This window comes from Acidisoma sp. 7E03 (genome assembly GCF_054665075.1).
Window position 1 is genome coordinate 284,878 of record NZ_BAAFHE010000006.1, and the last position, 25,527, is coordinate 310,404.

Genomic DNA, 25,527 nt, shown 5'->3' on the forward strand with positions numbered 1-25,527 from the left:
CCGGAGGCTCAGTTGACCGTGGCGTTCGCCGCCTGAGCGGCGGCCGCGGCCTGCTGACGGCGGGCATGCCACAGGGAGAGGAAGTCGATCGGGCCGAGCAGGACGGGCGGGAAGCCGCCGTCACGCGTCACGTCCGCCAGGATGTTGCGGGCGAAGGGGAAGAGCAGGCGGGGGCCTTCCACCATCAGCACGGGCTCGATCTGGTTCTCGGGGATGCCGTTGAGGGTGAAGATGCCGGCATAGGAGAGCTCGGCCAGGAAGACGATGGGGCCTTCGCCGGCGTTGGTCGGCATGTCCGCGGGCTTCGTCGCTTCGACGCGCGCGAGCAGCGTGACCTCGAAGACCAGCTGGTCTTCGACCAGGCGCTTCACCTGCACGTCGAGATTGACGGCGACTTGCGGGGCGCTGCGCAGCACCGTGTAGATCTGCGGCGCGCCGGGAACCTCGAAGGAGAGATCCTTGACGTATTGCGCATTGACGACGAGCGGGGCTGCGACGGTCTGAGCATTGGCTTGGGCTTGGTCGGACATGGGTTCTCTCTCGGTCTCGGTCGTTGTGCCCCTAGCATCGGGGGCTTTGGGCGCCAAGATGGCGGCGTCGCTCTTGCGGCCGGTTACGCGTCAAGCCGCGGTCGGTTCGATCACGACCCATTCGGCATTATTCAGGCTTTGCCCGGTCATGGCCAGGATGAAGCCCCAATGGCTGACGACCAGCGTCTCATCGTGATCGGCGCGGGCGGCCATTTCCTGATGGAAGCTTGCGGCGCGGGCAAGAATCGCCTGCTCGGTCTCGGTCTCCTCCGGCCACCAGCGCTCCGGCAGATGGGCGAAATCATGCGCCGGCCACACGGGGCCGAGCCGGCTAATCGGGCTACCGACGTCGCAGGAATAGGCGTAGCGCTCCCGCACCAGGGGCGAGATCGTCACTGGTAGGCCGAAATGGCGGGCGAAAGGCTCGGCCGTTTGCAGAACGCGGGTATAGGGAGAGGCGATGATGCGGGTGATGCGCGTCTTCGCGAGGGCGGCGAGCGCGGCCTCCACCTGCCGCCGGCCGAGCGGCGTCAGCGGCGGGTCTTCAATTCGCGGATCGATTCCGGTCTGCGAGAACCGGACGTTGAATTCGCTTTGGCCATGGCGGAGCAGAATCATGCTAAGCTTGTCTGGAGCGTTGCGGCGGATGAAGCGGGATGACCCGACGGAGCCGCAAACCGGGAGCGGCGCCTTGGTTGCGATGCGGCCAACACCGGCCTATGTCTCCCTGCATTGGCACAGGCGGGGCCCGAGGGCCACGTCCAGGAATGGGTTTTCATGAATTTTTCCGGCGGGTTTCCGGTCGATCTCGTTCTTTTCGGTCTGATCGCGGCCTTCCTCATCCTGCGGCTGAGGAGCATTCTCGGCCGCCGTACCGGTTTCGAAGGCCGCCCCCGGCCGATGCAGCCCTTCGGCTTTCGCGGCCGGGCCGACGCCCAGCGCGGCGGCAAGCCCGCCAAGCCCGAAGCCCGCAGCCCGGTGATCGAAGGACGGGCCGAGCCCGTGGCGCCCCGCCCGGTGCGGCCGCTGCCCGATCCGGCCTCGCCCCTCGGCGAGCAGCTGCGCCGCCTCAAGAGCGTCGATCCCGGCTTCGAGCCGCAGCGCTTTTTGGAAGCCGCAGAGAATACCTTCCGCACCATCGTCACGGCCTTCGCGGCCGGCGACCGGGTGACGCTCCGATCCCTTTTGACCGACGAGACCTACCGCGCCTTCGAAACCGCCATCGCCGCGCGCGAGGCGGCGGAGGAGACGCAGCGCACCGAGATCCGCGAAATCTCCACGGCCGCGATCGTCGCCGTCGAACTGCAGGGCTCGCTCGCCGACGTCACGATCCGCTTCGTCACCGACCAGGTGAACATGACCTCCAACAAGGACGGGCAGCCGGTGTCGGGGACGGATGGGATCACCGAGATGGTCGATCTCTGGACCTTCGAGCGTGACCTTGCGCTCCGCGACCAAACCTGGCGTCTTGCCGCCGCCCGCAGCGCCTGAAAGGCCGCGGAGGATGACGGGACGGCGGTTGCGCGTCGGCGGCGCCGGCGCGATCATGAGCCTGCTGGCGGGCTGCACCCTGCCGCAGACGGGCAGCACGGGGCCCGCAAGCTGGCAGCCGGTTGCTTTCGCGAGCCTGCCCGGCTGGTCGGCCGCGCATCCGGCGGCGGCGCTGTCTGCCTTCGTCGCCAGCTGCCAGCGCATTCAATATTTCCCGCCCGATCAGGCGCTGGGCGGCTCCGGCCTCGCCGGGGAACTCGGCGGCAAGGCCGGGCTGTGGCAGGCCTCTTGCGCCGCCGCCAAGAGCGTGCCGCCGGATGACGATGGCGCGGCCCGCAGCTATTTCGAGACCTACTTCCAACCCTATCTCGTCACCCAAGCCGGTGGCAGCACGGCCAAGATCACCGGCTATTATGAGCCTGAGGTCGAGGGCTCGACGGTACCGGGCGGCCGCTACCAGACGCCGCTTCTCAGCCTGCCGCCCGATCTCGTGACCGTGGATCTCGGGGCTTTCGACCCGGACAAGCCGGGCAAGACGGCGGTCGGCCGTCTCGATGGCCACAAGGTCGTGCCCTATTACGACCGCTTCCAGATCGAGAATGGCGCGCTGGACACCAATGCGCTGGCGATTGCCTGGCTCGCCGATCCGGTGGACGCCTTCTTCCTGCAGATCGAAGGCTCGGGCCGTATCGACCTGCCGGACGGGCACGTCATGCGCGTGAGCTATGCCGGCAAGAACGGCCGTCCCTACGTGCCGATCGGTCGGGTGATGGTGCAGCAGCATCTTCTGCCCGAGAATGGTGTGACCGAGCAGAGCATCCGGGCCTGGCTGGAGGCGCATCCCGAACGCGCCAAGGCGATCATGGATGCCAACCCCTCCTACGTCTTCTTCCAGGTGATGCCCGAACTGCCGCCCGATGCCGGACCGCCCGGGGCGCTCGGCGTCAGCCTGACGCCGGGGCATTCCATTGCCGTCGATCGCCACTTCCTGCCGCTGGGCGCGCCGGTCTGGCTGACGACGACCGACCCGGTGAGCCATGCAGAGCTCGACCGGCTGGTGGTGGCACAGGATCTCGGCTCTGCCATCACCGGGCCTTTGCGGGCGGACCTCTTCTTCGGCACCGGCGCGCAAGCCTCGGCCGGCGCCGGGGCAATGAATGCGCCGGGGCAGCTCTACGTGCTGCTGCCGCGACCCTCGGCGTCGCCTGCCTCCGCCTCCGAGCCTTCGCCGGTGTCCTGATCCCCGCCTGCGGCGGTCGGCGCGGGCAGAGGCTCTTCGGGGATGAGGATCTGCGCCGGCGCCGCGCGCGCCGGCACGAAGGCGCTTTCGCTCGGCACGCTGGGGCGGCTGCGGATGCGGAAGAAGGTGAAGCCCGAGAGCAGCGCCAGGCAGAGCGCCAGGAAGAAGAAGAGCGAGTCGGCCCCAAGATGGGACATGACGACGCCCGCGAGCAGCGGCCCCACGCTCGACCCCACGGCCCAGCCGAAGAGCAGCCCGCCGCTGGAGGCGACGTAATCCGAGCGATCGACGTGATCGTTGGTCTGCCCGGCGCCGAGGCCGTAGAGCGGCGCGGTGACGCCCGAAAGCACGCAGCCGAGCAGAATCAGTACCCAGAAGGCCGAGCCGCCGCCGAGAATCGGAAATAGCAGCGAGACGAGGAAGGCGAGGCCGAGGGCTGCCAGCGTGATGGGTCGGCGGCCGATCCGGTCTGCCGCCATGCCGACCGGATACTGCACCACCAGTGCTGCGGCGAGGGCCGCCGACAGGAAGGTCGGGATCTGGTTCTGCGTGAAGCCATGGCGCGCCAGATAGACGGGGGCCAGGGTGTAGAAGGAACTGTTCACCAGGCCCGAGGCGATGACGCAGGTCGTGCCCATGGGCGAGATGGCGAAGAGCTTGACCAGGCCGAAGCGCCGCCGCTCGCCGAGCGTGGGATTCGGCGTGGGTGTCAGCGCCATGGGCAGCAGCGCCGTGGCGAGCGCCGCGCCCACGATGGCGAGCGACCGGTCGGCGGTCTTGAACAGGGCATAGGCGAGCGGACCGAGGGCCGCACCGCCCCAGGAGACGAAGAGATAGGCGCCGAAGACCCGCCCGCGGGAGGCGTTGTCCGCCTTGTCGTTCAGCCAGCTCTCGGCAACGAGGAACATGCCCGACAGCGCCCAGCCCATGACGAGCCGCAGAGCAGTCCACAGCAGCGGATCATGCGCGAGGGTCATCAGCAGGGCGCAATCGGCGGAGACCGCGAGAAAAGCGGCGAAGGCGCGGATATGGCCGACGGCGCGCACCAGCCGCGCGCAGGTCAGCGTACCGATGAGGAAGCCCACGAAATAGCCGGAGCCGACGAGGCCGATGGCATTGGCCTTCAGGCCCTTGGCGGCGAGGTCGAGCGGGATGAGCGTGGTCAGCATCCCCAAGGCGACCTCCGCGATCAGGACGCCGAGCAGGACCGGAACGATGGAGGTGAAGCGGGTGGACACGGCGGCTCCTGCGGCAGACGGGTGCGACCTTCTATGACATGCCGATCATGTCGGACTTGGGGCATAAGCTTTGATGAAGCCCTTAGCTTTCTGCGGGACGGCATGCATTTGCGGCAGAGCTGTGCCGGGAGGCTCAGCGGAAATCGCGCGTCGGCACCCGCAGCCCCGGCGGGGCTTGCGCGGAGGGCGGCGGCATGGGGCGGCCCCCGGGGCCGCCCCGCTTCACCTCGTCGGCGCGCGCCAAAGCCTCGGGCATGCGGGCCTTGGGGATCCCATCCTGGCCCAGCCCGTCGAGCAGGGGGGAGAGGTCGGTCAGCCGGTCCGCGACGAGGTGGATGACCTCTCCCTCCTTCTGCACCCGGCCGCGGACGGCCAGCATGCGGCCGCCCAGAATGACGGTGCGATGCGCTTCGTAGACCTGGGACCAGACCACGATGTTGGCGAAGCCGGTTTCGTCCTCGATGGTGATGAAGAGCACGCCGCGGGCCGAGCCCGGCCGCTGACGGACGAGGACGAGACCCGCGATCGTCAGCCAAGCGCCATCCCGCGTGGTGCGCAGGCTGGCGCAGTCAGCGATGCGGCGATGGGTGAGGGCGGCTCGCAAAAAAGCGACGGGATGGGCGCGCAGCGACAGGCCGGTGGCGCGGTAATCCTCCACCACCTGGCGCGCCTCGGTCATGCCGGGCAGCGCCAGGGCAGGCTCTGCAGGGCCGGCGCTGCGCGCCGCAAAAAGCGGCAGGGCGGTTTCGGCCAGACCACCGATGGCCCAGAGGGCGCGTCTACGGTCCTGGCCGAAATCCAGGAAGGCATCCGCCGCCGCAAGCTTCTCGAGCGCCGGACGGGAGAGGCCGGTGCGGTCGGCCAGATCCTCGAGCGAGGGGAAGGGCGCCGCCAGACGGGTCATCACCAGACGGGCCGCATCCTCATTGGCAAGGCCGCGCGCCATGCGAAGGCCGAGGCGAAGGGCGAAGCCGCCCGCGCTCCCCGGCTCCAGCGTGCAGTCCCAGCGGGAATGGCAGACGGAGACGGGCCGCACCTCCACCCCATGCGCCCGCGCATCCGCGACGATCTGTGCCGGTGCATAGAAGCCCATCGGCTGGCTGTTCAGCAGGGCGGCGGCGAAAACCTCGGGATGATGACACTTCATCCAAGAACTCGCATAGGCGATCAGGGCGAAGCTCGCCGCATGACTTTCGGGGAAGCCGTAGGAACCGAAGCCCTCGATCTGACGGAAGGTGGCTTCCGCGAAGTCGCGCGGATAGCCGCGATCCACCATGCCCTCGATCAGCTTGTCGCGGAATTTGGAGACGCCACCGGTCATCTTGAAGGTCGCCATGGAGCGGCGGAGCTGGTCGGCTTCGCCTGGCGTGAAGCCTGCGCAGTGGATGGCGACCTGCATTGCCTGTTCCTGGAACAGCGGCACGCCGAGCGTCTTGCCCAGCACGCGCTCGAGATCGGGGGAGGGATAGCAGACCGGCTCCCGTCCTTCGCGGCGACGGAGATAGGGATGCACCATGTCCCCCTGGATCGGCCCCGGCCGCACGATCGCCACCTGAATGACGAGATCGTAGAAGGTGCGGGGCTTCATGCGCGGCAGCATGGACATCTGCGCGCGGCTTTCGATCTGGAAGGTGCCGAGCGTATCGGCCCGCGCGATCATCGCGTAGGTTGACTTGTCTTCCTGCGGGATGCCGGCGAGGCTCATGGTCTGGCCCTTGTGCTCCGCCAGAAGGTCGAAGGCGCGGCGCATGCAGCCGAGCATGCCGAGCCCCAGCACGTCGACCTTCATGAAGCGGAGGACGTCGATATCCTCCTTGTCCCATTCGATGATCTGCCGATCCGCCATGGCGGCGGGCGCCACGGGCACGAGATCGGCGAGGGCCGTTTCCGTCAGCACGAAGCCGCCGGGATGGGTGCCGAGCTGGCGGGGGAAGCCGATCAGCGTTTCGGCGAGCGACAGGGTGAGGCGCAGCCGCCGGTCTTCGGGGTTGAGGGCGAGGGCGCGCAGATGCGCGTCCGTCAGCGCTTCCTCCGACCAGCCCCAGACCTGGGAGGCGAGGGCGCTCGTCACATCCTCGGTCAATCCCAGCGCCTTGCCGACGTCGCGTACGGCGCCGCGCGTGCGGTAGCGCATGACGGTCGCGCAGAGGGCGGCGCGGTCCCGCCCGTAATGGGCATAGACCCATTGGATCACCTCTTCCCGCCGCTCGTGCTCGAAATCGACGTCGATGTCGGGCGGTTCCTGCCGCTCGGCCGAGACGAAGCGCTCGAAAAGCAGGTTGGAGGCGACGGGGTCGATCTCGGTGATGCCGAGGACGTAGCAGACGGCGGAATTGGCGGCCGAGCCACGGCCTTGGCACAGGATGCCCATGTCCCGCGCCGCCCGCACGATGGTGTGGACGGTCAGAAAATAGGGGGCGTAGTCAAGTTGCTCGATCAATTTTAGCTCGTGATCGAGCTGGGTGCGAATCCCCTCGGGCACCGTATCCGGGTAGCGGAATGGTAGCGCTTGCGTGACGTGCCGGACCAGCGCCTGTTGCGCCGTTTCCGTGCCCGCCGTTTCGCTCGGGTATTGGTAGCGGATATGGCCGAGCGAGAAATCCACGGCGTCGAGCACAACCTCCGTATTCGCGATCGCTTCCGGATAGGCGCGGAGCAGCCGCGCCATTTCGCGCGGCGGGCGGAGATGCCGGTCAGCATAGCGTTCGCGCAGGAAGCCTGCCTCCTCCACTGTCGTATGGTTGCGGATGGCGGTCAGCACGTCCTGCAGGGGGCGGCGTTCGGGCGTGTGATAGAGCACGTCGCCGGTCGCGAGCAGGGCGACCCCGGCCCCGCGCCCGGCGGCCGCTAGCCGGTGCAGCCGTCGTCCGTTGCCGGGCAGACGCCGGGGCGAGAGGGAGAGGTAGCTTTGCCGCCCGAAGAGCTGGCGCAGCGCCGCGAGATGCGCCGTGATCCGCGGGTCGTTCGGCTCGGCGAGAGAGACCACGACGAGGGCGGCTGCCCGTGGTGGCAGGTCGTCCCACAGCAGATGGCAGGTGCCGGCCCGGCCGGTGGCCGCGAAGCCGCGCGTCTTGCCCACCGACAGAAGCTGGCAGAGATTCGTCCAGCCGCGGCGGTCGCGCGGATAGACGAGGAGCGAGGGCGCATCCTGAAAGTCGAGCCGGCAGCCGGGAACGAGACGCAGGCCTGCCTCCTGCGCCGCGACCCAGGCGCGCACCATGCCGGCAACGGAATTGTGGTCGGTGAGACCGATCGCCGCATGGCCCTGCTCCTGTGCGGTCGCGATCAACTCCTCCACATGGCTTGCGCCACGCAGGAAGGAGTAGTTGGAGGTGATCTGAAGCTCCGCGTAAGGCATGAGTCGGGATCTAGCATGTTCTTATTTTGTTCCATATGGTGGATGCGCCTTGGCTGATCACAAGAGGGCGGATGCGCCCTTCGGCATCGCCCGGCGCACCCTGCTCGCGACCGGCGCCTGCCTCGGCCTGTCGCACCGCGCCCGCGCCGCCACCGACCGGATCACGCTCTGGCCTGGCCCACCGCCGGGCGGGGGCGGCCCGCATGGGCCGCTTCGCGTCAGCCCCCGCGGCGCGGTGCGCAACATCGCGGTACCCTGCCTCGAGGTGTTTCGCCCGGCGCGGGCCAATGGCGGCGCCATGCTCATCGCCGCGGGCGGTGGCTATGAGCGGATTGAGCGGGTGCAGGAAGCCTATCCGGCGGCGCACTGGCTGGCAGCGCGCGGCATCACGGCCTTCGTTCTGCTCTATCGCCTGCCGCCGGAGGGCTGGACCCTGGGGCCGCTGGCCCCGCTCCAGGACGCCCAGCGGGCGATCCGCCTGATCCGCCAGCAGGCGCCGGCCTATGGGCTGGACCCGGCGCGGCTCGGAGTGCTGGGCTTTTCAGCGGGCGGCCATCTCATGGGGCTCGCCTCGGCCTGGGCAGAGTTTCAGGCCTATGCGCCGATCGATGCTGCGGATCGGCAATCCGCGCGCCCCGCCGCTGCGGCGCTGATCTATCCGGTGATCACCCTCTTGCCGCCCTATGATCATACGGAGACGCGGCGCGCCCTGATCGGCCGCCACCCCGATCGGCAGCAGGGGGTGGAATGGTCGGTGCAGACCCATGTCGGGCCCGATTGCCCGCCGGTCTTCCTGGTGCAGGCGGCGGACGATCCCATCGCCGATCCCGCCAATTCGGCCTTGATGCAGGCGGCTTGCCAGCGGGCCGGCGTACCGGTGGAGCGGCATCTGCTGCCGCGCGGCGGCCATGGATTCGGCATGGGGCAGGCGGGCACGCCGACGGCGCAGTGGCCCGATTGGTTCGCGGCCTGGCTGCGCCGCCAGGGGCTCGCCGCTTAGCGGAACTTCGCGAAGGTCTGCGCGTCCTTGTTCGCCTGCATCAGCATGGTGAAGCTCGGGATGCTCTCGAAGCCGAGGCCGTGCGGCGGCCCCTCTTCGCTATCCTCGGTAATGGCGCTGTAGGCGGCGCCACCGATCTTCTCCCACTTGTTGCCGGCCGGCTTCTTCACCTCGAGATTGGCGACGGTCGCTTTCAGCACCAGACGGACGATCGCTTCCTGATGCGCGCGTGGCTTGGTGAGGGAGAGATGCCCGCCGATCATCGTCCAGCCGTTCTTCAAAGCCCAGGCGGTGATCTCTTCCTGCGTCATGGATCAGACTTCCGGTTTGATGAGCTTGTGGTGCTTGCGGCCGGCCGAGAGCTTCACCGCGCCGTCGCGCAGATCGGCGGCCGTCACCATCTGGCCTTCGTCCGAGACAGCGACGTCGTTCACCCGTGCGCCGCCGCCGCGGATGAGCCGGCGCGCCTCGCCATTGCTCGCCGCCATGCCGGCTTGCACCAGCAGGGCGAAGGCCGGAATGCCGACGGCAAGGTCGCCCGCCGGCACCGTGACGGTCGGCAGCGTGTCCGCGGCAACGCCTTCTTCAAAAGCCTTGCGCGCGGTCTCGGCGGCGGCCTCGGCGGCCGCACGGCCATGGCAGAGGGCGGTCGCCTCGGTCGCCAGGATCTTCTTGGCCTCGTTGATCTCGGCGCCGCCCAAAGCTTCCAGCCGCGCGATCTCCGTGAGCGGCAGATCGGTGAAGAGCTTCAGGAAGCGGCCGACGTCGGCATCTTCGGTATTGCGCCAGAACTGCCAGTAGTCGAAGGGTGACAGCCGCTCGGCCGTGAGCCAGACGGCGCCCTTGGCCGTCTTGCCCATCTTGGCGCCAGAGGCGGTGGTGATCAGCGGCGCCGTCAGGCCATAGACCGTCTTCCCGTCCGTGCGGCGGACGAGATCCACGCCCGAGACGATGTTGCCCCACTGGTCCGATCCGCCCATCTGCAGATTGACGCCGTAGCGGCGGTTCAACTCGCGGAAGTCGTAGCTCTGCAGGATGGAGTAGTTGAACTCCAGGAAGGTGAGGCCCTGCTCGCGGTCGAGGCGGGACTTCACGCTGTCGAAGGACAGCATGCGGTTGATGCTGAAATGCGGGCCCACCTCGCGGAGCAGCTCGATGTAGCCGAGGCGGTCGAGCCAATCGGCATTATTGCCCATGATGGCGTCGGCCGGTCCGTCGCCGAAACGCAGGAAGGGCTCGATGTTGCGGCGGATGCCCGCGATATTCTCGGCGATGGTCGCATCCGTCATCAGCTGGCGGGCTTCTTCGCGGAAGGAGGGGTCGCCGATCTTGGCGGTGCCGCCGCCGAGCAGGGCGACTGCCTTGTGGCCGTGCTTCTGCAGCAGGCGCAGCAGCATGATCTGCACCATGTGGCCGACATGCAGGCTGTTACCGGTCGGATCGAAGCCGATGTACCCCGCGACGGTGCCTTGAACCAGCGCCTCGTCCAGCGCCGCCTCGTCCGTGCATTGAAAGACGAAGCCGCGCGCTTTCGCCTCCGTCAGGAATCCGCTTTTCGTCATCGAGCCTATCCGTGCGTATCGTAGAAGATCGGTGCGCTGGGCTAGCACGAGAGAGGAGCGGACGAAATGCTGCGTGTCGTCGGGCTGATGAGCGGAACCTCGCTCGATGGGGTGGATGCGGGGCAGATCGAGACGGATGGGGAAAAGGTCGGCACCTTCGGCCCGGCGCTGACCCTGCCCTACGAGCCCGCACTGCGCGCCGCGATCCGGGAGCTTCTCGACCGGGCGCCGGACCTTGCCGTGGATGATCCGCAGCTTCTGGCCGTCACCCGGCGGCTGACCGAGGTGCATGCCGAGGCGGTGCGGGCGCTGGACGTGCCGTATGATCTCATCGGCTTTCACGGCCAGACCATCCTGCATCGGCCGGCCGAGCGGCGCACCTGGCAGATCGGCGATGCGGCCTGGCTTGCCCGCAGCCTGGGGGCTCCGGTTGCCTATGATTTCCGGTCCGCCGACGTTGCGGCGGGCGGAGAAGGGGCGCCGCTGGTGCCGATTTTCCATGCCGGGCTCGCGGCCGCGCTGCCCAAGCCGCTCGCCATCCTCAACATCGGCGGCGTCGCCAACGTGACCTATCTCGGGCCGGAGGGGGCGATCGCCGCCTGCGACACCGGGCCTGGAAACGCGCTGCTCGACGATTGGGTGATGCGCCAGAGCGGTCGGGCCTATGATGCCGACGGTGCGCTGGCGCTCGCCGGCCGCGTGGACGAAGCCCGCATCGCGCGTTGGCTGGAGCACCCGTATTTCCGCAAGCCCCTGCCGAAGTCGCTCGACCGGCTTTCCTTTCATGCAATGCTGCAAGACATGGAGGGCATGACAGCCGCCGACGGCGCGGCCACGCTCGCGGCCTTCACGGCGGCGGCGGTTGCAGTGACGCCGCTCCCGCAGGCGCCGCAACGCTGGCTTGTCGCAGGCGGAGGCCGGCACAACCTGGCCATCATGCGGGCGCTCGCAGGCCGTCTCGGCGCCCCGGTGGCGCCGGTGGAATCCGTGTCCTGGCAAGGAGATTTCCTCGAAGCGCAGTGCTTCGCCTATCTCGCGGTTCGGGTGCAGCGGGGCTTACCCTTGAGCTTTCCCGAGACCACCGGCGTGTCAGAACCTATGCGTGGCGGATCGATCCTGCCATGATTTATGCGCATATCACAGGCAAGTGAGAAGTTTAGAGCGTTATTTCAACGCTTGAAGCATGAATACCATGTGCTGCACCTGCGTTCTAAGCGGCGCGCGCTGAGCGTATCTCCACGTCAACGCAAGGCGACGGGCCCCTGGCCCCGCCTCAGGTGGTGGCTATCGGGCCGCCCGGACAGAAGATTGGAGAGATCCTATGAAGACCATGCTGATGGCGGCCGTTGCCGCAGTGACCCTTGGGATGACCGGCGCCGCTCTGGCCGATCAGGTGACCGACAAGCAGCCGGCCTCCGGCCAGAGCCAGTCGGTGATGCCGAACCAGCGCGCCGGCTACCTCGCTCGCAACGAGAGCGTTCTGCCGAGCCAGCGCCCGGCTTATCTCGCCCGCAACGAGAGCGTTCTGCCGAGCCAGCGCCCGGCTTATCTCGCCCGCAACGAGAGCGTTCTCCCCAGCCAGCGTCCCGCCTACCTCGCCTAACGCTTTCAAGACGCTGTGAAGATGACGGAAGGCCGGTCGAAAGACCGGCCTTTTTGTTTTGAAGAAGCACTGGCCGGCATGCGATGCTGACCTCCGGAAGGGGGCAGATCATGATCGACATTCGGCCCTTCGCCAGCCTGGGCGGAACGCATTGCGGCTGGCTCAAGGCCCGCCACCATTTCTCCTTCGCCGATTACGAAGAGGAGGAGCGGATGGGCTGGGGCGCGCTTCTCGTCTGGAACGATGAAGAGATCGCGCCGGGTGCGGGCTTTCCCGCGCATGTTCACACCGACATCGACATCATCACCTATGTCCGCTCGGGGGCGCTGACCCAGGGTGACAGCCTGGGCCATGATGGCCGTGTGGAAGCGGGGCACGTGCAGGTGATGAGCGCCGGCAGCGGGATTCGCCACTCCGAATACAATCTCGAGCCGGTCCCGGCCCATCTGTTTCAGATATGGCTGCGGCCGCAGCGGGGCGGCGGACGCCCGGACTGCCAGGCGCGGCATTTCCCTTGCCTCGATCATGCCGGTGCCTTCGTCCTGCTGGCGAGCGGGGAGGCGGGAGAGGAACCAGTGCCGCGCCTGCGGAGCGATGCGCGAGTCTTGGGGCTCAATCTTCGCGCGGGGCAATGGGCCCGCTACGCTGCCCTGCCGGAGCGGCACCTGTATCTGGTGCCGAGCCATGGACAGATCACGGTCAACGGACGGCAACTCGCGGCAAGGGACGGGGCGGCCATTCGTTTCGAACCGGATTTGCGGTTTGAAGCCCTGGAGGATTCCGCCGTGCTGCTGGTGGATGCGCCCTGACGGGGCGCCGTGCCGGTGGGGCGGGACCCGATAGGATCCGCCCCACCACGTGGGTCACAAATAGCGGTTGACGAGGTTTTCCAGATACTCCTGCCGGCCGGAGCGCGGTGAGGGCTCGATCCCCTGCGTCTCCACCCGCTTGGCCAAATCTTCGAGCGTCGCTTCGCCACGCAGGATCGCCTGGTTCTCCGGCTTCTTCCAGCCGGCATAGCGATCGTCCACGAACTTCGGCAGCTCGCCTTCCTGGATCATCGCTTCCGCCATCAGCAGGGCGCGCGCGCAGGTGTCCATGCCGCCGACATGTGCGATCAACAGATCGTCCGGCTCCAGCGACTGGCGGCGCACCTTGGCGTCGAAGTTGCAGCCGCCGGTGGTGAAGCCGCCGGCGCGGAACAGGTAATAGAAGCCCAGCGCCATGCCCGTGGGGTCGTTCGGGAACTGGTCCGTATCCCAGCCGGACTGGCGGTCGCCGCGGTTGACGTCGAGCGAGCCCATGATGCCGAGGGCGCAGGCCAGTGCGATCTCGTGCTCGTAGGTGTGGCCGGCGAGGGTCGCGTGATTGTCTTCGATGTTGACCTTGACCTCGTTCTCCAGCCCGTAGCGCTTGAGGAAGCCGTAAACGGTTGCAACGTCAAAGTCATACTGGTGCTTGGTCGGCTCCTGCGGCTTGGGCTCTACCAGGATCGCACCCTTGAAGCCGATCTTGTGCTTGTGCTCGACCACCATGGAGACGAAGCGACCGAGCTGGTCCAGCTCCTGGCCGAGATCGGTGTTGAGCAGCGTCTCGTAGCCTTCGCGGCCGCCCCACAGCACGTAGTTGGCGCCGCCCAGGCGATGCGTGGTCTCCATCGCGTGCTTCACCTGCGCCGCGGCATAGACGAAGACGTCCGGATCGGGGTTGGTCGCGCCACCCGCCATGTAGCGGCGGTTCGAGAAGAGATTGGCGGTGCCCCAGAGCAGCTTCACCTTCGCTTGCGCCATCTTCTCGGCGAAGAGATCAGCAATCACGTCGAGGTTGCGGTTGCTTTCGGCGAGCGTCTTGCCCTCGGGGGCCACGTCGCGGTCATGGAAACAGAAGAAGGGCGCGTCCAGCAGGCGGAACAGTTCGAAGCCGACATCGGCCTTCAGGCGGGCCAGCGCCATTTCGTCCGAGCCGTGCATCCAGGGGCGCAGGAAGGTCTCGCCACCGAAGGGGTCACCGCCCGGCCAGGCCAGGGAATGCCAATAGGCGATGGCGAAACGGAGCTGCTCTTCCATGGTCTTGCCGAGGACGACGCGGTCCTTGTCATACCAACGAAAAGCAAGGGGATTGCGGCTGTCCCGGCCCTCGTAGCGGATTGGCTCGCTCTGGGTGAAAAAGCGGGCAGAGTCGGTCATGAACGGTCCTCTTCATTACGGGCCGGTTCTGGCCCTTGGGCGGCATTGTTCATACCATTTCCCGCCTGACGGGCAACCGCGGCGCTCAGCGATCCGAGGCTATTGGCGAGATCGCTCGGAATAATGATCGTCGTGCCGCGCTCCTTGTTCATTTCATAGACGAGGTTCATCTGCCGGAGTTGGAGGGAGATGGGATCGGCGGCATAGACGGCCGCGGCCTCCCGCACCTTCAGGGCGATGCCGACTTCGGCCGAGGCGAGCGTCTCGCGCGCCTGCTTCTCCCGCTCGGCCTGGGCCTGACGGCTCATCGCATCCTGCAGGGAGGAGGGGATGGCGATGTCCTTGATCTCGACGGAGGTGATTTCCACGCCCCAGGCCGTGGTCTTGCGGCTGATCGTCTGCCGCAACTCCTCGTCGGCGGTCTGGCGGTCCGACAGCAGCCGGCCGAGATCGTGGCTGCCGATCGTCTCGCGCAGGCTGGTCTGCGCCACGCGTTCCACGGCCAGACGGTAGTGCTCGATTTCGGTGGCCGCCCGCATCGGGTCGACCACGCGCCAGAAGACGATGGCGTCCATGGCGATCGAGACGGTGTCCCGGGTCAGCGCCTCCTCGGCGCGGATTTCGGTGGTGCGGATGCGCAGATCGATGACGGTCGCGACGGTTTCGAGGAAGGGGATGAGGAGGAAGAGGCCGGGGCCGCCGAGCCCGCGATAGCGGCCGAGGCGGAGCACAATGGCCCGGTTCCACTGGTCCGTCATCTTCACCGTGGCGAGGGTGACCACGGCGAGCAGTACGAGGAGGACGGCGAGCGCGATGCCGCCGGGGCTTTCACCGTGGCCAGCAAGCCCCGCAAGGATCACGAGGATGACGGCGAAGGCATAGGCGATGGGCGGGGCGTTCATCGGCCGGCTCCTCAGAGACGCGGCAACCATAGCCCTTTGTGGGCGACCGCGTCGCCTCACAGTGCCTTTTTGGCCGGCAGGCGCGCGGCGAGCGCCTCCCGCCAGGAGACGGGGCAGAGCGCGGCCAGGCGTGCGGCGGCGCCGAGCCAGAGCGGGAAGATCGCCCGTGTCCGCCCGGCGCGGATGGCCCGCAGCATCAAGCCGGCCGCCCGCTCGGCGCTCATGAGGCCGGGCATCGGAAAGTCGTTCGCGGCCGTCATGGGCGAGGTGATGAAGCCCGGGCAAAGGCTGGTGAGGGCCACGCCCTGTGCCCGTGCGGTGGGGGCGGCACCGACGACCCAGGAATCGACCGCTGCCTTGGCGGCGCAATAGGCGGGCGCGGAGGGGCTGGGCACGAAGGCTGCGATGGAGGCCACGACCGCGATGCGCCCGCGCAGCCCGTCGGAGCCCGCAGGCTGCGCCGCCATCGACGCGATCGCCGGCAGCACGGTGTTCAGCACGCCGTCCAGATTGGTCGCGAAGATCGCCCGAGTCTGCGCCGCACTCTCCATCGTTCCGGCCGTGCCGCCGGAAATGCCGGCATTGGCAATCACGAGATCGAGCGGGCTGGCGGCGGCGATCCACGCCGCCATCGCCGGCGCATCGGTCACGTCCACCAGCATCGGCCGCGCTACCGCGCCGCGCTTCCCGCATTCTGCGGCGACCGTGGCGAGCCGCGCCTCGTCCCGCCCGCCGAGATGCAGCGTGACGCCGGGAGCGGCGAGGGCCAGCGCCAGGGCGCGGCCGATGCCCGAGGACGCCCCGGTGACGAGAACCCGTTCAAGCCGCATTTCTGTCGTTCCTCGCCCCCATCGGATTTGCCAAAGCCGCGTTTCGCAATAGAAGCACCTTCATGGAAGAGAAGAAGCCGCTCGCCTCGATGACCGGGTTCGGCGCCGCCATGGGTGAGGACGGCGGGGTTACCTGGGCCTGGGACATCCGCAGCGTCAACAGCAAGGGGCTGGAACTGCGGTTCCGCCTGCCGTCGGGCTGGGACGCGGTGGAGGCCGAGTTCCGCCAGGCGCTGCAGCAGCGGCTGCGGCGCGGCAGCGTGAACGCAAGCCTCAGCCTGAAGACGGAAGAGCAGAGCGCGATTCAGCCGGATGCGGAGGCTTTGGCCCGCATTCTGACCCTGGCGCAGGAGCTGGCCGCGCGCATCCCCGGCGCGCCGCCGCCGCGGGCGGAACTGCTGCTCGGCCTGCCGGGCGTGCTGCGCGCCGCGCAGGTGGCGTCCGGTCCGCCCGCACCCAGCCCCGCCCTGAAGGGCGCGGTGTTCGCGGGCTTCACCGCGGCGCTGGATCAGCTCGAAGCCGGCCGCCTTGCCGAGGGCGCGCGTCTCGCCACCGTGCTCGGCGGTTTCCTCGACGAAATCGCCCGACTCCGCACGGCGGCCGAGCATGCGGCGGAAGACCAGCCGCGCCTGCAGCGGGACCGCATGCTGGAGAGCGTGCGCGCCTTGCTGGCCGAAGGCATGAGCCTGCCGGAGGAGCGGATCGCCCAAGAAGTCGCGCTGCTCGCCTCCCGCTCCGACATGCGCGAGGAACTGGACCGGCTGGCGAGCCATATCGATGCCGCCCGCGGTCTTCTCGCCGAAGGCCTGCTCGTCGGCCGCAAGCTGGATTTCCTCATGCAGGAATTCAACCGCGAGGCGAACACGCTCTGCAGCAAATCGGCGTCGGTGCCCTTGACCGCGATCGGGCTTTCCCTGAAGGCGGTCATCGAACAGCTGCGCGAACAGGTTCAGAACGTCGAATGAGCGACATCGCCCCGCCGGCCCCCGCCATCCGCAGGCGCGGCCTGTGCTTCGTGATCGCGGCCCCCTCGGGCACGGGCAAGAGCAGCCTGACCCAGGCTCTGCTCCAGGCGGAGCCGGGCCTGGCCCGCTCCATCAGCCTCACCACGCGACCGCCGCGCCCGGGTGAGGTCGAGGGCGAGCACTACTATTTTTGCGACAAGGCGCGCTTCGAGCATCTGCGCGACACCAACGGCCTGCTGGAATGGGCGCATGTCTTCGGCCGCGAGACGCTGTACGGCACGCCGCGCGCCCCGGTGGAGGCGGCGCTCGCGGCCGGCAGAGACATGGTCTTCACCATCGACTGGCAGGGTTTCCGTCAGATGCATGCGGCGATGCCGGAGGATGTGGTGGGCGTGTTTCTTCTGCCGCCGTCGCTTGCCGAACTCGAACTGCGGCTGCGGCTGCGCGGGCAGGACAGTGAGGCCGAGATCGCCCGGCGCATGGCCTCGACCGCGGGTGAGATGGAGCATTGCGGCGAGTTCGACTACGTGGTGGTGAACCAGGATTTCGACACGGCGCTCGGGGATCTCCGCGCCATTCTGCGCGCTGAACGCTGCGCGACCGCGCGGCAACTGGGCCTCGCGGATTTCACCCGCATGACCGGGGCATGAGGCGCATGATGAAGCATTCTTGGGTTCTCGGGCCGCTCGTCCTGGGGCTCGCCGGCTGCACCCTGCCCGGGCGCGGCCTGGTCGGGCCGCAGCCGCATGGGCCTGGCGCCGTGACGGTCGCGACCGCCGAGGCGGCCTTCGCCCGCGTGCCGCTCGTCACCATTCCCGCAGGCACCACGCCGGCCGATTATCTGTCGGCCCTCAGCGGGGCCGTGCAGGCGGCGGAGGCGCGCAAGCCCGACGTGATCTTCGACGTGGTGGCCGCGGTGCCGCAGACTGGCACGCCGCTCGGCCAGATCACCGCGGCGAAGGCGCTGGCGCCGGAAGCCGAGACCGTCGCCCGCAGCGTCACGGGTGACGGTGTGCCTGACTCCCGCGTGACCCTGGGCGCGCAGATCCTGCCCAACCTGCCGGGCGCGCAGATTCGCGTCTACGTCCGCTGATCTGAATTTCTACCGGCCTGCGATCAGCCGCCCGAGATCGGCGATGACGGCGTTGCGGCCGGTCATGTCGGCCTCTGCACCGAGATAATAGACCGCGACGACGAGCGGCGCGCCCTTGGGCGGCCAGAGAATGCCGACGTCGTTGGTGGCGTTCATCGCGCCCGAACCCGTCTTGTCGCCGATGCGCCAGTCTGCAGGCAGCCCCGCCCGCAGCCGCGCTTTCCCCACCTGGTCGGCCAGCAGCCAGTCCGTGAGCTGGCGGCGCGAGGCCGGGGAGAGCACCGACCCCAGGAGCAGGCGCTGCAGGGTCCCGGCCATCGCAGCCGGCGTCGTCGTGTCGCGCGGGTCGCCCGGATGATAGTCGTTGAGCGCCGTCTCCCGCCGGTCGAGCCGCGTCATCTCATCCCCTGTGCGGCGCAGCCAGGCGGTGAGGCCGGCGGGGCCGCCGACCGCATCCAGCATCAGATTGCCAGCGGTGTTGTCGCTGAGCGTGACACCGGCGGCGCAGATCGCGGCGAGCGTGAGCCCCGGTGCGCCGGAATGTTGCGCGGTCACCGGCGAATAGCTGACGAGGTCCTGCTTGCCATAGATGATGCGCTGATCGAGCCGCAGCCGGCCGCGGTCGACCTCGGCCAGAACGCCCGCTGCCGCCAGCGCCTTGTAGGTGCTGCAGAGTGGAAAACGCTCTTCCGCCCGATAGCCGAAGCGACGGCCGTCGCCCATGTCGATGACCGAGACGCCGAGTTTTCCGCCATGCCGCGCTTCCAAGGCGACGATGGCTTCAGACGTCAGGCTCGTGGCGGCCGCGGCACCGCGGGAGAGCGCCGGCAGAGCAAGGCCGGCCGCGAGGAGGCTGCGGCGATAGAGCATGGTGGATCCCTCCTTGGTCCGAGCCGGGGTCAGCCAGCAATTGCGGCTTCGAGCCGAGCGGCGGCGCGGGCGGCATAGTCTCCGTCGATCTCGAAGCCGATGCCATGCGCGCCGAGGCGGGCTGCGGCGACCAGCGTGGTGCCCGCGCCAAGGAAGGGATCGAGCACCAGCGGGTCGTCATGCCCTGCCAGCCGGATGCAACGCTCCGGCAGCTCCACGGGGAACCCTGCCGGATGGTCGAACTTCTGCGCGCGGGACTTGACCGTCTGATAGGGCAGGAACCACACGTTGCCGGCACAACGGCGATCGCGCTTGTGGCCCCAGCGCGCGATGTTCGACTTGTCCTTGAAGGGCACGCCCACGGCCAGCCTGTCCAACGCCACCCGCCCGGACCGGGTAAAATGATAAATCGATTCGTGATTGTTGTTGAGGAAACGGTCGCTCGTGATCGGCTTGAAGTGGCCGAGCGTGTCGTCTCCGATGCTCAGCGACTTCACCCAGACGATGTGGTTCTGCAGTACCAGATCCCGGGTCATCGCATCCGCCACGTCGCTCGCGATCCAGGGGTCGTTGCCGGTGGAGCCGACGTTGAGGAAAAGCGAGCCCCCGGGCTTCAGCACCCGGGCGATGGCGAGGCCCACCTCTGCCATCCAGTCGAGATAGCGGTCCCGCGGCAGACGGTCGGCATAGCTGCGATAGGCGATACCGATGTTGTACGGCGGCGAGGTGACGCAGACGTCGACGCTCTCGGCCGGAAGGGCGGCGAGACCGTCCAGGCAATCCATCTGCAGGATGCGCTGGCGGCCGATGGTCCATTCGGCCGGCGGGTGCGTCGTCTCCAGCATCGCCCGGTCAGCGATCGGTCAGTCGGAACTCGATGCGGCGGTTCTTGGCATAGGCGTCCTGCGTGTCTGCCGGATCGATCGGCTGGGTATCGCCGAAGGCGGTCGCCGCCAGGTGGTTCGCCGGAACGCCGTCGAGGATGAGCAGCTGGACGACGGCGATGGCGCGTGCGGCGGAGAGCTGCCAGTTGCTCTGGAACGGGCCGCCGGTGATGGGCTGGCTGTCGGCATGCCCGTCCACCCGCAGCATCCAGGAAAGATCGGGCGGGATTTCCTTCATGATCTTCTTGATGGCGACGCTGATGTCGTTGATCTGCGTCTGGCCCGCGGGCGTGAGGTCGGCGCTGCCGGAGGCGAAGAGCACGTCGCTCTGGAACACGAAGCGGTCGCCGACGATCTTGATGTTGGGCTGATCCTTCAGGATCTCCCGCAGCTGGCCGAAGAAATCGCTGCGGTAGCGCTGCAACTGCTGCACCTTGGCGGCAAGCGCCAGGTTGAGCTTGCGACCGAGATCCGCGATCTGGGCGTCCTTGTCGCGGCCCTGCTGCTGCTGCAGGTCCAGCGCCTGGGCCAGCGCCTGCAATTGCGCGCGCAGCTGCGCCATCTGCTGGTTGAGCAGCACGATCTGCGCTTCTGCCGCATCCGTCTTCTGCGTCTGCTGGCCGAGTGCGGATTGCGCGTCGCTCGCGGCCTGGGTCTGCTTCGCGAGATCGCCCTGCAGGCTGGTGAGCTTGGACTCGGCCGTCTTCGCCCGCGCTTCCATGGCCGTCAGCTGGGTCTCGAGGTTTGCCACCTGCGCCTGCGCCGTCTTGGCGGCCGCCGATGCGGTGGCGGTCGCGGTGGTGGCCTGGGCGAGCTGCGCCGTATCGGCGGCGAGCTTCTGCTGCGCGGTGGTCAGCGCGCTCTGCAGGGAATCGAGCTGGGACTGGGCCGAGGTCGCGACCGTGGTTTGCTGGCCGAGCTGGCCCTGCATGTCGTTCAGCCGCGCGGTCGCGGACTGCGCCTGCAGCTTGGCGTCGGCGAGTTGTGCCGTCAGCTGGTCGCGCTCGCTGCTGAGGCTCGCGACCGTCGACGCGTCGCGCGCGATCTCGGCCTGGGCGGAAGCGAGCTGGCGGGCCAGGCTGTCGCGCGTCGCCGTCGCCTCGCCCAGATCATGGGCGAGGCTCGCGATGTTGTTCTGCAGGTCCGCGGTGCGTCCCTTTTCCAAGGACAGCATGTCCGTCAGCTGCGCGATCTGCTGGTGCAGCCGCTCCAGCGCCCGATCCTTGCCATTGAGCGAGACCGACAGTAGCCCCTGCGCCAGCACGAAGACGAGCAGCACGAAGATCGTGACCATGAGGAGCGTCGAGAGCGCATCCACATAGCCGGGCCAGGCGTCGAGCCCGTTCTGCTGGCGGCGCCGGTGATATCCCGGCATGTCAGCGGGCCCCGTCGCTCATCGCGGCGAGTGTGCGCGTCAGCACGCGGATTTCGTTGCGGAGTTCGGCCGTGCTCTGGGCGCGTCCCTGCTCGGTCTCGGCGATCAGCCGCTGCAAGGCATGTTCGATGTTGCGCAGATGGGCATGCGCCACCTCGTCCGCCGTCGCGCGGTCGCGGCTGTCGCCGATGCGCTGGAGGGCGGGGCCGAGGCTCGACTGGGCTTCCGCGATGCGCAGCATGAGCTGCTGGTTGGCGCGCATCGTGTCCGTGAAGGTGTTGAGCCGCTCGGCGAGCGCGTTGAGCGCCTGGGCGGACTGCATGCGGCCTTCCTCGCCCCGGGCGAGCACGGTCTGCAACCCCTCCATGTTCTCGGCCGTCTGTTCCAGCAGCGCCTGCACATAGAGCGGCACGTTGCCGCCTTCGCCTTCGCCGCCGAGCACGCCGGAGGAGAGGCGGGTGAAGCCGGCGAGCCAGTCTTCCAGCTCATTGTAGAAGCGGTTCTGCGCCTGGCCGGCCTGGAGATCGAGGAAGCCGAGCACCAGGGCGCCGGCGAGGCCGAACATCGAGGAGGAAAAGGCGGTGGACATGCCGGCGAGCGGCCCCGCCAGGCCCGACTTCAACTGGTCGAAGATCGCATTGATGTCGCCTGCGCCGACGCTCATGCCCTGGATCACATCGGCGACGGCGCTGACGGTGCGCAACAGGCCCCAGAAGGTGCCGAGCAGGCCGAGGAAGATCATGAGTGCGGTCGCATAGCGCGAGAGTTCGCGGCTTTCGTCCAGCCGGCTGCCGATGCCGTCCAGCAGGCTGCGCATCGCCTGGGTGGAGAGGGTGACGCGGCCTTCGCGGCCGGCGGCCTCGGCCCGCGCGGCCAGCATCCGCGCCATGGGGGCGAGGAGCTTCGGCGGCGTGATGCCGGACAGGCGCTGGCGGCTGCGCTGATAGGCGGCGACCCAGGCGACCTCGGGCTCGAGTCGCAGCACCTGCCGCAGGTTCCAGATGATGCCGAGCAGCAGGACCAGGAAGATGAAGGCGTTGAGCGCCGGATTGCTCGCGAAGAAGATCCGGATCTTGGGGATCAGGAAGACCGCGACCGCCGCGACCGCCGCGAGGAAGACCAGCATTCGGAGGAGGTAGGTGGTCGGCCGTGTCATGAGGGCTGGAACCTGCTCAGGGGGCGGGTGAGGGGGGCGTCTGGCCCGGACTATGATCGGTTTGCGGCGGCATGGCGACCACTTCCACCCGGTCGGGCGGGCTGCCGCCGGCATTGCCCCGGGCGAGCAGACGGATGTGGCTGGCCGGGATGCCGGCCGCGGTCAATGCCGCCTGCACGGCGCGGGCCCGATCGAGAGCGATGCGCCGCGGGGTCGAAGGGTCGTCGTCTCCCTTCGGCACGGAGGCGAAGGCGAGCACGTTGTAGTGGAACTGTGGCCCGGAGCGATGGGCGAAGGTCTGCAGGATGGCGGTTTCCGGGCCGCCGAGCGCCGTGTCCTCCCCCGAATAGGGCAGGGTAAGCGTATCGGCGCCCGGCGGCAGGGTCCCGGCTGAGGGCGAAGCCGCCGAGGCGGGCGGCGGTGCCGGGGCGGCGGCCGGCGCCACGGGTGCCGGTGCTGCGGGTGCCGGAGAGGTTGCGGGTGGCGTGGTCGTCGCAGGTGGGGCGGGCGGCGCGGTGGCGGGCAGCGGCAGGTTGCTTCCCGTGTCCGCGGGTTTGATGGCGGTGGAAGACGGCGGCGCCGCCGGGGGCGTGGCCGAGGGTTTGGCCGGCAAGGCCGGCACTGCTCCGGGCAGTGTCGGCACCACCTGGAAGGAGGGGCCGAGGCCCTTCTGCTGTTCCGTAGGCCCCGTCGCGCTCGGCTGAGGCGCGGCCGGCTGAGGTGTGGCCGAGGTGGCGGGCGTCTGCGCCGCGGGGGGCGCGGCCTTCACGCTAGCGCCATGGCCGTGAGTCGCGCCGCGCCGTGCCGGCTTCGCGCGCGTCGGGCGGCCGTGATGGGCTGGATGGTCCTTGGCGGCAGGCGGGGGCGGCGGCAGCGCAGGCGCGCCGATGGCATCGAGCGCGTTGGGGTCGACGCTGACCTGCGCCAGGGCAGGCCCGGCCGCCGACAGAGGCAAAGCAAGGGTCGCGGCGGTCGCAAGCAGGAAAGGATGAAAGCGGCGCATGTCCTTCGGGCTTTACGGCAGATTCACCGCGACGGCGAGAGGGGCGGATGGCCCTTTGCCACCTTTCCTTCTAGCCTGTCACGGAAAGTCCCGCATGAGGAGCCAGGGCAGCGGGCCCTGACCCGTCGGGGCAGGGAGGATGTCCGGACAATGTCAGCAATCGAGACCGGGCGCGGCGGCGCCACGGGGCGCAAGACGGTGGCCGCCGTCATGCGCGTGACCAGCGGCAATTTCCTCGAAATGTACGATTTCATGGTCTTCGCCTATTACGCGACCTATATCGGCCATGCCTTCTTCCCGAGCGGCAGCGACTTCGCCTCCCTCATGCTGGCCCTCGGCACCTTCGGCGCCGGCTTCCTGATGCGGCCGCTCGGCGCCGTGCTCCTCGGCGCCTATATCGACCATCACGGTCGCCGTCGCGGCCTCATCCTCACCCTCTCCATGATGGCGATCGGCCTCGCCCTCGTCGCGCTCACGCCAGGCTATGCGACGATCGGTATCCTCGCCCCGGTGCTGGTGGTGATCGGCCGGCTCATCCAGGGGCTGTCCGCGGGCGTCGAGCTCGGCGGCGTCTCCATCTACCTCGCGGAAATCGCGCCGCCGGGCCGCCAGGGCTTCTTCTGCGCCTGGCAGTCGGCGAGCCAGCAGGTGGCGGTCGCCTTCGCTGCCATTCTCGGCGTGATCCTCAACCTCTCCCTGAGCCATGCCGCGATGGAAAGCTGGGGCTGGCGCATTCCGCTGCTGGTCGGCTGCGTCATCGTCCCCTTCCTCTTCCTCCTGCGCCGCAGCCTGGAGGAGACCGAGGTTTTCGCGCGGCGCCGCCATCACCCCGGCTTCCGCGCCATCTTGGCCTCGGTCGCGTCGCATTGGCGGCTGGTGCTGAGCGGCATGATGCTGATCACCATGACGACGGTGAGCTTCTACCTCATCACCGCCTATACGCCGACCTTCGGGCGGCGCGTGCTCGACCTCGGCGCCTTGCAGGTGATGACGGTTACGCTCTGCATCGCCATCTCCAACTTCATCTGGCTGCCAATCGGCGGTGCGCTCTCCGATCGCATCGGCCGGCGGCCGATCCTCATTGCGGTGACCATCGCGACCCTCGTCACCTCCTATCCGGTGATGCTGTGGCTGACGCACAATACGAGCTTCACCCATCTGCTGATGGTCGAGCTTTGGCTCTCCTTCCTCTTCGGCATGTACAATGGTGCTGCCGTGCCCTTCCTCGCCGAGATCATGCCGGAGGCGGTGCGCACCACCGGCTTCTCGCTGGCATACAGTCTCGCAACGGCGATCTTCGGCGGTTTCACGCCGGCGATCTGCACCTGGCTGATTCATGCGACGGGTGACCGGGCGATGCCTGGCCTGTGGCAGTCCGCCGCCGCCGTTCTGGGGCTCGCGGCGGCGCTCATCGCTGGCGGCTTCATCGCCCGCAGCTTCGGCAGCCGCGAAGGACGCGCTGCGAGCTAACGAAGGCGGCGACAACGCCCTGGACGCCGCGCGCGCCCAGGGTGCCTCCGAGGCGGACATGGATCTGCCGCCGCTTCTTGATCCGGCGCCGAGACAAGCAGTGCGTGGCGTCGTCGCGCGAGGGATCTGCTGCAGGCTCGGCCGCCGCCATGACGACAAAACAAAAAAACTCGCACCGATCCTATCGGAACTTAACATTACGATAAGGATCTGAACGGCTTGATGGGCTTGGCGCGTGCGAGGGAAGACCTTGCGCTGCGCCGTCTTGCTGGTATCGTTATGTCAACGATAAGAAAAAGTTGAGCCGTCGCATGACAACGTTCATTAACGTTTCGAGCGGCGTGACGAGCAGTGGTCTCGTCGCGACCTCCGGCGTCCTGATCCTCGTCCATTCGGGCGGAACGACGCTCCATACGGTGGTGAGCAGCGGCGGCGCCGAATCCACCCTCAGTGGGGGTGGTGTCATGAGCGGCACCACCATCCTGGCCCATGGCGAGCAGATTGTGGGTTCGGACGGTACTGCTTCCGCAACGGTGGTGAGTTCGGGCGGTTACCTCAGCGTGAGCGGCACCGCCAACGATGCCATCGTGTCGGCTGGCGGCACCGAAAGCGTCACCAACGCTGCGATCGCCAACCGCACGATCGTCAGCAGCGGCGGATTCGAATACGTATCGTACTGAACCGCACCGGGTTTCCCGGAGGCCATTTGGTTTAAGTTACGCGGCTAAGGACATGGCCTCAAGGCTGGCATAGTAGCGTGCTTCGGCCTCG

The 25,527-nt window shown here is 68.3% G+C and carries 25 protein-coding genes; 11 read left to right on the forward strand and 14 right to left on the reverse strand.

The features are described from left to right. Nucleotides 1–8 precede the first annotated feature (8 nt). Entirely contained in the window at nt 9–530 is a 522-nt protein-coding gene (secB, locus tag ACYQ6W_RS11905; protein WP_459675517.1) for a protein-export chaperone SecB, read from the reverse strand. A gap of 90 nt (nt 531–620) precedes the next feature. Continuing rightward, entirely contained in the window at nt 621–1,148 is a 528-nt protein-coding gene (locus tag ACYQ6W_RS11910; protein ID WP_459675519.1) for a histidine phosphatase family protein, read from the reverse strand. A 159-nt stretch (nt 1,149–1,307) separates the two neighbouring features. Here ACYQ6W_RS11910 and ACYQ6W_RS11915 point away from each other — a divergent pair, with 159 nt between their 5' ends. Beyond that, nucleotides 1,308–2,021, forward strand: coding sequence for a Tim44/TimA family putative adaptor protein (locus ACYQ6W_RS11915; protein ID WP_459675521.1), 714 nt, complete (start codon nt 1,308–1,310; stop codon nt 2,019–2,021). 13 nt (nt 2,022–2,034) lie between these two features. Beyond that, nucleotides 2,035–3,261 carry a murein transglycosylase A gene (gene mltA, locus ACYQ6W_RS11920; RefSeq protein WP_459675522.1) on the forward strand — a complete coding sequence of 409 codons (1,227 nt, stop codon included), beginning with the start codon at nt 2,035–2,037 and terminating at the stop codon, nt 3,259–3,261. On the opposite strand, the gene ACYQ6W_RS11925 is transcribed toward mltA, so the two are convergent. Both ACYQ6W_RS11925 and ACYQ6W_RS11930 read right to left on the reverse strand, forming a co-directional pair. After that, nucleotides 3,195–4,499: an MFS transporter gene (locus ACYQ6W_RS11925; protein ID WP_459675523.1), complete on the reverse strand. Its 1,305-nt coding sequence runs from the start codon at nt 4,497–4,499 to the stop codon at nt 3,195–3,197. The genes mltA and ACYQ6W_RS11925 overlap by 67 nt on opposite strands. A 133-nt stretch (nt 4,500–4,632) precedes the next feature. Next, nucleotides 4,633–7,857: an error-prone DNA polymerase gene (locus tag ACYQ6W_RS11930; RefSeq protein ID WP_459675524.1), complete on the reverse strand. Its 3,225-nt coding sequence runs from the start codon at nt 7,855–7,857 to the stop codon at nt 4,633–4,635. Between the two features lie 49 nt (nt 7,858–7,906). Here ACYQ6W_RS11930 and ACYQ6W_RS11935 point away from each other — a divergent pair, with 49 nt between their 5' ends. After that, complete coding sequence (locus ACYQ6W_RS11935; RefSeq protein WP_459675525.1) at nt 7,907–8,857, forward strand: alpha/beta hydrolase; 951 nt, start codon at nt 7,907–7,909, stop codon at nt 8,855–8,857. Here the strand turns inward: ACYQ6W_RS11935 and ACYQ6W_RS11940 are convergent. Continuing rightward, nucleotides 8,854–9,168, reverse strand: a complete 315-nt coding sequence (locus ACYQ6W_RS11940) for a hypothetical protein (protein ID WP_459675526.1) — start codon at nt 9,166–9,168, stop codon at nt 8,854–8,856. The genes ACYQ6W_RS11935 and ACYQ6W_RS11940 overlap by 4 nt on opposite strands. 3 nt (nt 9,169–9,171) lie before the next feature. Next, complete coding sequence (gene tyrS, locus ACYQ6W_RS11945) at nt 9,172–10,419, reverse strand: tyrosine--tRNA ligase (protein WP_459675527.1); 1,248 nt, start codon at nt 10,417–10,419, stop codon at nt 9,172–9,174. 69 nt (nt 10,420–10,488) lie between these two features. On the opposite strand from tyrS, the gene ACYQ6W_RS11950 reads away from it, so the two are divergent. The 3 genes from ACYQ6W_RS11950 (at nt 10,489) to ACYQ6W_RS11960 (ending at nt 12,831) form a co-directional block, all read left to right on the forward strand. Further along, entirely contained in the window at nt 10,489–11,544 is a 1,056-nt protein-coding gene (locus tag ACYQ6W_RS11950; RefSeq protein ID WP_459675558.1) for an anhydro-N-acetylmuramic acid kinase, read from the forward strand. 196 nt (nt 11,545–11,740) lie between these two features. Next, nucleotides 11,741–12,022, forward strand: a complete 282-nt coding sequence (locus ACYQ6W_RS11955; RefSeq protein ID WP_459675528.1) for a hypothetical protein — start codon at nt 11,741–11,743, stop codon at nt 12,020–12,022. 110 nt (nt 12,023–12,132) lie between these two features. Beyond that, the gene (locus ACYQ6W_RS11960) at nt 12,133–12,831 is read left to right on the forward strand and encodes a pirin family protein (RefSeq protein WP_459675529.1); all 699 of its coding nucleotides are present in this window, start codon (nt 12,133–12,135) and stop codon (nt 12,829–12,831) included. A gap of 54 nt (nt 12,832–12,885) precedes the next feature. Here ACYQ6W_RS11960 and xylA read toward each other — a convergent pair whose 3' ends face one another. Genes xylA through ACYQ6W_RS11975 form a run of 3 tightly spaced genes read right to left on the reverse strand, consistent with a single transcriptional unit; the run spans nt 12,886 to nt 15,940 of the window. Then, nucleotides 12,886–14,208, reverse strand: coding sequence for a xylose isomerase (gene xylA, locus ACYQ6W_RS11965; protein WP_459675530.1), 1,323 nt, complete (start codon nt 14,206–14,208; stop codon nt 12,886–12,888). Then, nucleotides 14,205–15,110 carry a slipin family protein gene (locus tag ACYQ6W_RS11970; RefSeq protein ID WP_459675531.1) on the reverse strand — a complete coding sequence of 302 codons (906 nt, stop codon included), beginning with the start codon at nt 15,108–15,110 and terminating at the stop codon, nt 14,205–14,207. Before ACYQ6W_RS11970 ends, xylA begins: the two co-directional genes overlap by 4 nt. 56 nt (nt 15,111–15,166) lie before the next feature. Next, nucleotides 15,167–15,940 carry an SDR family NAD(P)-dependent oxidoreductase gene (locus ACYQ6W_RS11975; protein WP_459675532.1) on the reverse strand — a complete coding sequence of 258 codons (774 nt, stop codon included), beginning with the start codon at nt 15,938–15,940 and terminating at the stop codon, nt 15,167–15,169. 62 nt (nt 15,941–16,002) lie between these two features. Between ACYQ6W_RS11975 and ACYQ6W_RS11980 the strand changes: the two genes are divergently transcribed. The 3 genes from ACYQ6W_RS11980 to ACYQ6W_RS11990 are packed head-to-tail and all read left to right on the forward strand — an operon-like array spanning nt 16,003 to nt 17,998. After that, nucleotides 16,003–16,905, forward strand: a complete 903-nt coding sequence (locus tag ACYQ6W_RS11980; RefSeq protein WP_459675533.1) for a YicC/YloC family endoribonuclease — start codon at nt 16,003–16,005, stop codon at nt 16,903–16,905. Further along, nucleotides 16,902–17,555: a guanylate kinase gene (gene gmk / locus ACYQ6W_RS11985; protein ID WP_459675535.1), complete on the forward strand. Its 654-nt coding sequence runs from the start codon at nt 16,902–16,904 to the stop codon at nt 17,553–17,555. The genes ACYQ6W_RS11980 and gmk overlap by 4 nt, the downstream gene beginning before the upstream one ends. 5 nt (nt 17,556–17,560) lie before the next feature. Further along, complete coding sequence (locus ACYQ6W_RS11990) at nt 17,561–17,998, forward strand: hypothetical protein (protein WP_459675537.1); 438 nt, start codon at nt 17,561–17,563, stop codon at nt 17,996–17,998. A 9-nt stretch (nt 17,999–18,007) separates the two neighbouring features. On the opposite strand, the gene bla is transcribed toward ACYQ6W_RS11990, so the two are convergent. Genes bla through ACYQ6W_RS12015 form a run of 5 tightly spaced genes read right to left on the reverse strand, consistent with a single transcriptional unit; the run spans nt 18,008 to nt 23,286 of the window. Next, nucleotides 18,008–18,868, reverse strand: coding sequence for a class A beta-lactamase (gene bla / locus ACYQ6W_RS11995; protein WP_459675539.1), 861 nt, complete (start codon nt 18,866–18,868; stop codon nt 18,008–18,010). Between the two features lie 29 nt (nt 18,869–18,897). After that, complete coding sequence (locus ACYQ6W_RS12000; RefSeq protein ID WP_459675540.1) at nt 18,898–19,713, reverse strand: DNA-methyltransferase; 816 nt, start codon at nt 19,711–19,713, stop codon at nt 18,898–18,900. A gap of 7 nt (nt 19,714–19,720) precedes the next feature. After that, complete coding sequence (locus tag ACYQ6W_RS12005; RefSeq protein ID WP_459675541.1) at nt 19,721–21,127, reverse strand: peptidoglycan -binding protein; 1,407 nt, start codon at nt 21,125–21,127, stop codon at nt 19,721–19,723. Between the two features lies 1 nt (nt 21,128). Continuing rightward, nucleotides 21,129–22,283, reverse strand: coding sequence for a flagellar motor protein MotA (locus ACYQ6W_RS12010; protein WP_459675542.1), 1,155 nt, complete (start codon nt 22,281–22,283; stop codon nt 21,129–21,131). Nucleotides 22,284–22,299: 16 nt separating this feature from the next. Beyond that, nucleotides 22,300–23,286 carry a hypothetical protein gene (locus tag ACYQ6W_RS12015; RefSeq protein ID WP_459675544.1) on the reverse strand — a complete coding sequence of 329 codons (987 nt, stop codon included), beginning with the start codon at nt 23,284–23,286 and terminating at the stop codon, nt 22,300–22,302. A 150-nt stretch (nt 23,287–23,436) separates the two neighbouring features. Between ACYQ6W_RS12015 and tcuC the strand changes: the two genes are divergently transcribed. Continuing rightward, nucleotides 23,437–24,756 carry a tricarballylate/proton symporter TcuC gene (gene tcuC, locus ACYQ6W_RS12020; RefSeq protein ID WP_459675546.1) on the forward strand — a complete coding sequence of 440 codons (1,320 nt, stop codon included), beginning with the start codon at nt 23,437–23,439 and terminating at the stop codon, nt 24,754–24,756. A gap of 311 nt (nt 24,757–25,067) precedes the next feature. Continuing rightward, nucleotides 25,068–25,436: a hypothetical protein gene (locus ACYQ6W_RS12025; protein WP_459675547.1), complete on the forward strand. Its 369-nt coding sequence runs from the start codon at nt 25,068–25,070 to the stop codon at nt 25,434–25,436. Nucleotides 25,437–25,527: the final 91 nt, after the last annotated feature.

What these genes read in the sequence shown, in the direction of transcription:
- ACYQ6W_RS11960 (WP_459675529.1), top strand. Translation starts at nt 12,133, where the DNA reads ATGATCGACATTCGGCCCTTCGCCAGCCTGGGCGGAACGCATTGCGGC.
- ACYQ6W_RS11955 (WP_459675528.1), top strand. Translation starts at nt 11,741, where the DNA reads ATGAAGACCATGCTGATGGCGGCCGTTGCCGCAGTGACCCTTGGGATG.
- tcuC (WP_459675546.1), top strand. Translation starts at nt 23,437, where the DNA reads ATGTCAGCAATCGAGACCGGGCGCGGCGGCGCCACGGGGCGCAAGACG.
- mltA (WP_459675522.1), top strand. Translation starts at nt 2,035, where the DNA reads ATGACGGGACGGCGGTTGCGCGTCGGCGGCGCCGGCGCGATCATGAGC.
- ACYQ6W_RS11990 (WP_459675537.1), top strand. Translation starts at nt 17,561, where the DNA reads ATGATGAAGCATTCTTGGGTTCTCGGGCCGCTCGTCCTGGGGCTCGCC.
- ACYQ6W_RS12005 (WP_459675541.1), bottom strand. Translation starts at nt 21,127, where the DNA reads ATGCCGGGATATCACCGGCGCCGCCAGCAGAACGGGCTCGACGCCTGG.
- gmk (WP_459675535.1), top strand. Translation starts at nt 16,902, where the DNA reads ATGAGCGACATCGCCCCGCCGGCCCCCGCCATCCGCAGGCGCGGCCTG.
- ACYQ6W_RS11975 (WP_459675532.1), bottom strand. Translation starts at nt 15,940, where the DNA reads ATGCGGCTTGAACGGGTTCTCGTCACCGGGGCGTCCTCGGGCATCGGC.
- ACYQ6W_RS11940 (WP_459675526.1), bottom strand. Translation starts at nt 9,168, where the DNA reads ATGACGCAGGAAGAGATCACCGCCTGGGCTTTGAAGAACGGCTGGACG.
- xylA (WP_459675530.1), bottom strand. Translation starts at nt 14,208, where the DNA reads ATGACCGACTCTGCCCGCTTTTTCACCCAGAGCGAGCCAATCCGCTAC.
- tyrS (WP_459675527.1), bottom strand. Translation starts at nt 10,419, where the DNA reads ATGACGAAAAGCGGATTCCTGACGGAGGCGAAAGCGCGCGGCTTCGTC.
- ACYQ6W_RS11980 (WP_459675533.1), top strand. Translation starts at nt 16,003, where the DNA reads ATGGAAGAGAAGAAGCCGCTCGCCTCGATGACCGGGTTCGGCGCCGCC.
- ACYQ6W_RS11910 (WP_459675519.1), bottom strand. Translation starts at nt 1,148, where the DNA reads ATGATTCTGCTCCGCCATGGCCAAAGCGAATTCAACGTCCGGTTCTCG.
- bla (WP_459675539.1), bottom strand. Translation starts at nt 18,868, where the DNA reads ATGCTCTATCGCCGCAGCCTCCTCGCGGCCGGCCTTGCTCTGCCGGCG.
- ACYQ6W_RS11915 (WP_459675521.1), top strand. Translation starts at nt 1,308, where the DNA reads ATGAATTTTTCCGGCGGGTTTCCGGTCGATCTCGTTCTTTTCGGTCTG.
- ACYQ6W_RS12010 (WP_459675542.1), bottom strand. Translation starts at nt 22,283, where the DNA reads ATGACACGGCCGACCACCTACCTCCTCCGAATGCTGGTCTTCCTCGCG.
- ACYQ6W_RS11930 (WP_459675524.1), bottom strand. Translation starts at nt 7,857, where the DNA reads ATGCCTTACGCGGAGCTTCAGATCACCTCCAACTACTCCTTCCTGCGT.
- secB (WP_459675517.1), bottom strand. Translation starts at nt 530, where the DNA reads ATGTCCGACCAAGCCCAAGCCAATGCTCAGACCGTCGCAGCCCCGCTC.
- ACYQ6W_RS12015 (WP_459675544.1), bottom strand. Translation starts at nt 23,286, where the DNA reads ATGCGCCGCTTTCATCCTTTCCTGCTTGCGACCGCCGCGACCCTTGCT.
- ACYQ6W_RS12025 (WP_459675547.1), top strand. Translation starts at nt 25,068, where the DNA reads ATGACAACGTTCATTAACGTTTCGAGCGGCGTGACGAGCAGTGGTCTC.
- ACYQ6W_RS12000 (WP_459675540.1), bottom strand. Translation starts at nt 19,713, where the DNA reads ATGCTGGAGACGACGCACCCGCCGGCCGAATGGACCATCGGCCGCCAG.
- ACYQ6W_RS11970 (WP_459675531.1), bottom strand. Translation starts at nt 15,110, where the DNA reads ATGAACGCCCCGCCCATCGCCTATGCCTTCGCCGTCATCCTCGTGATC.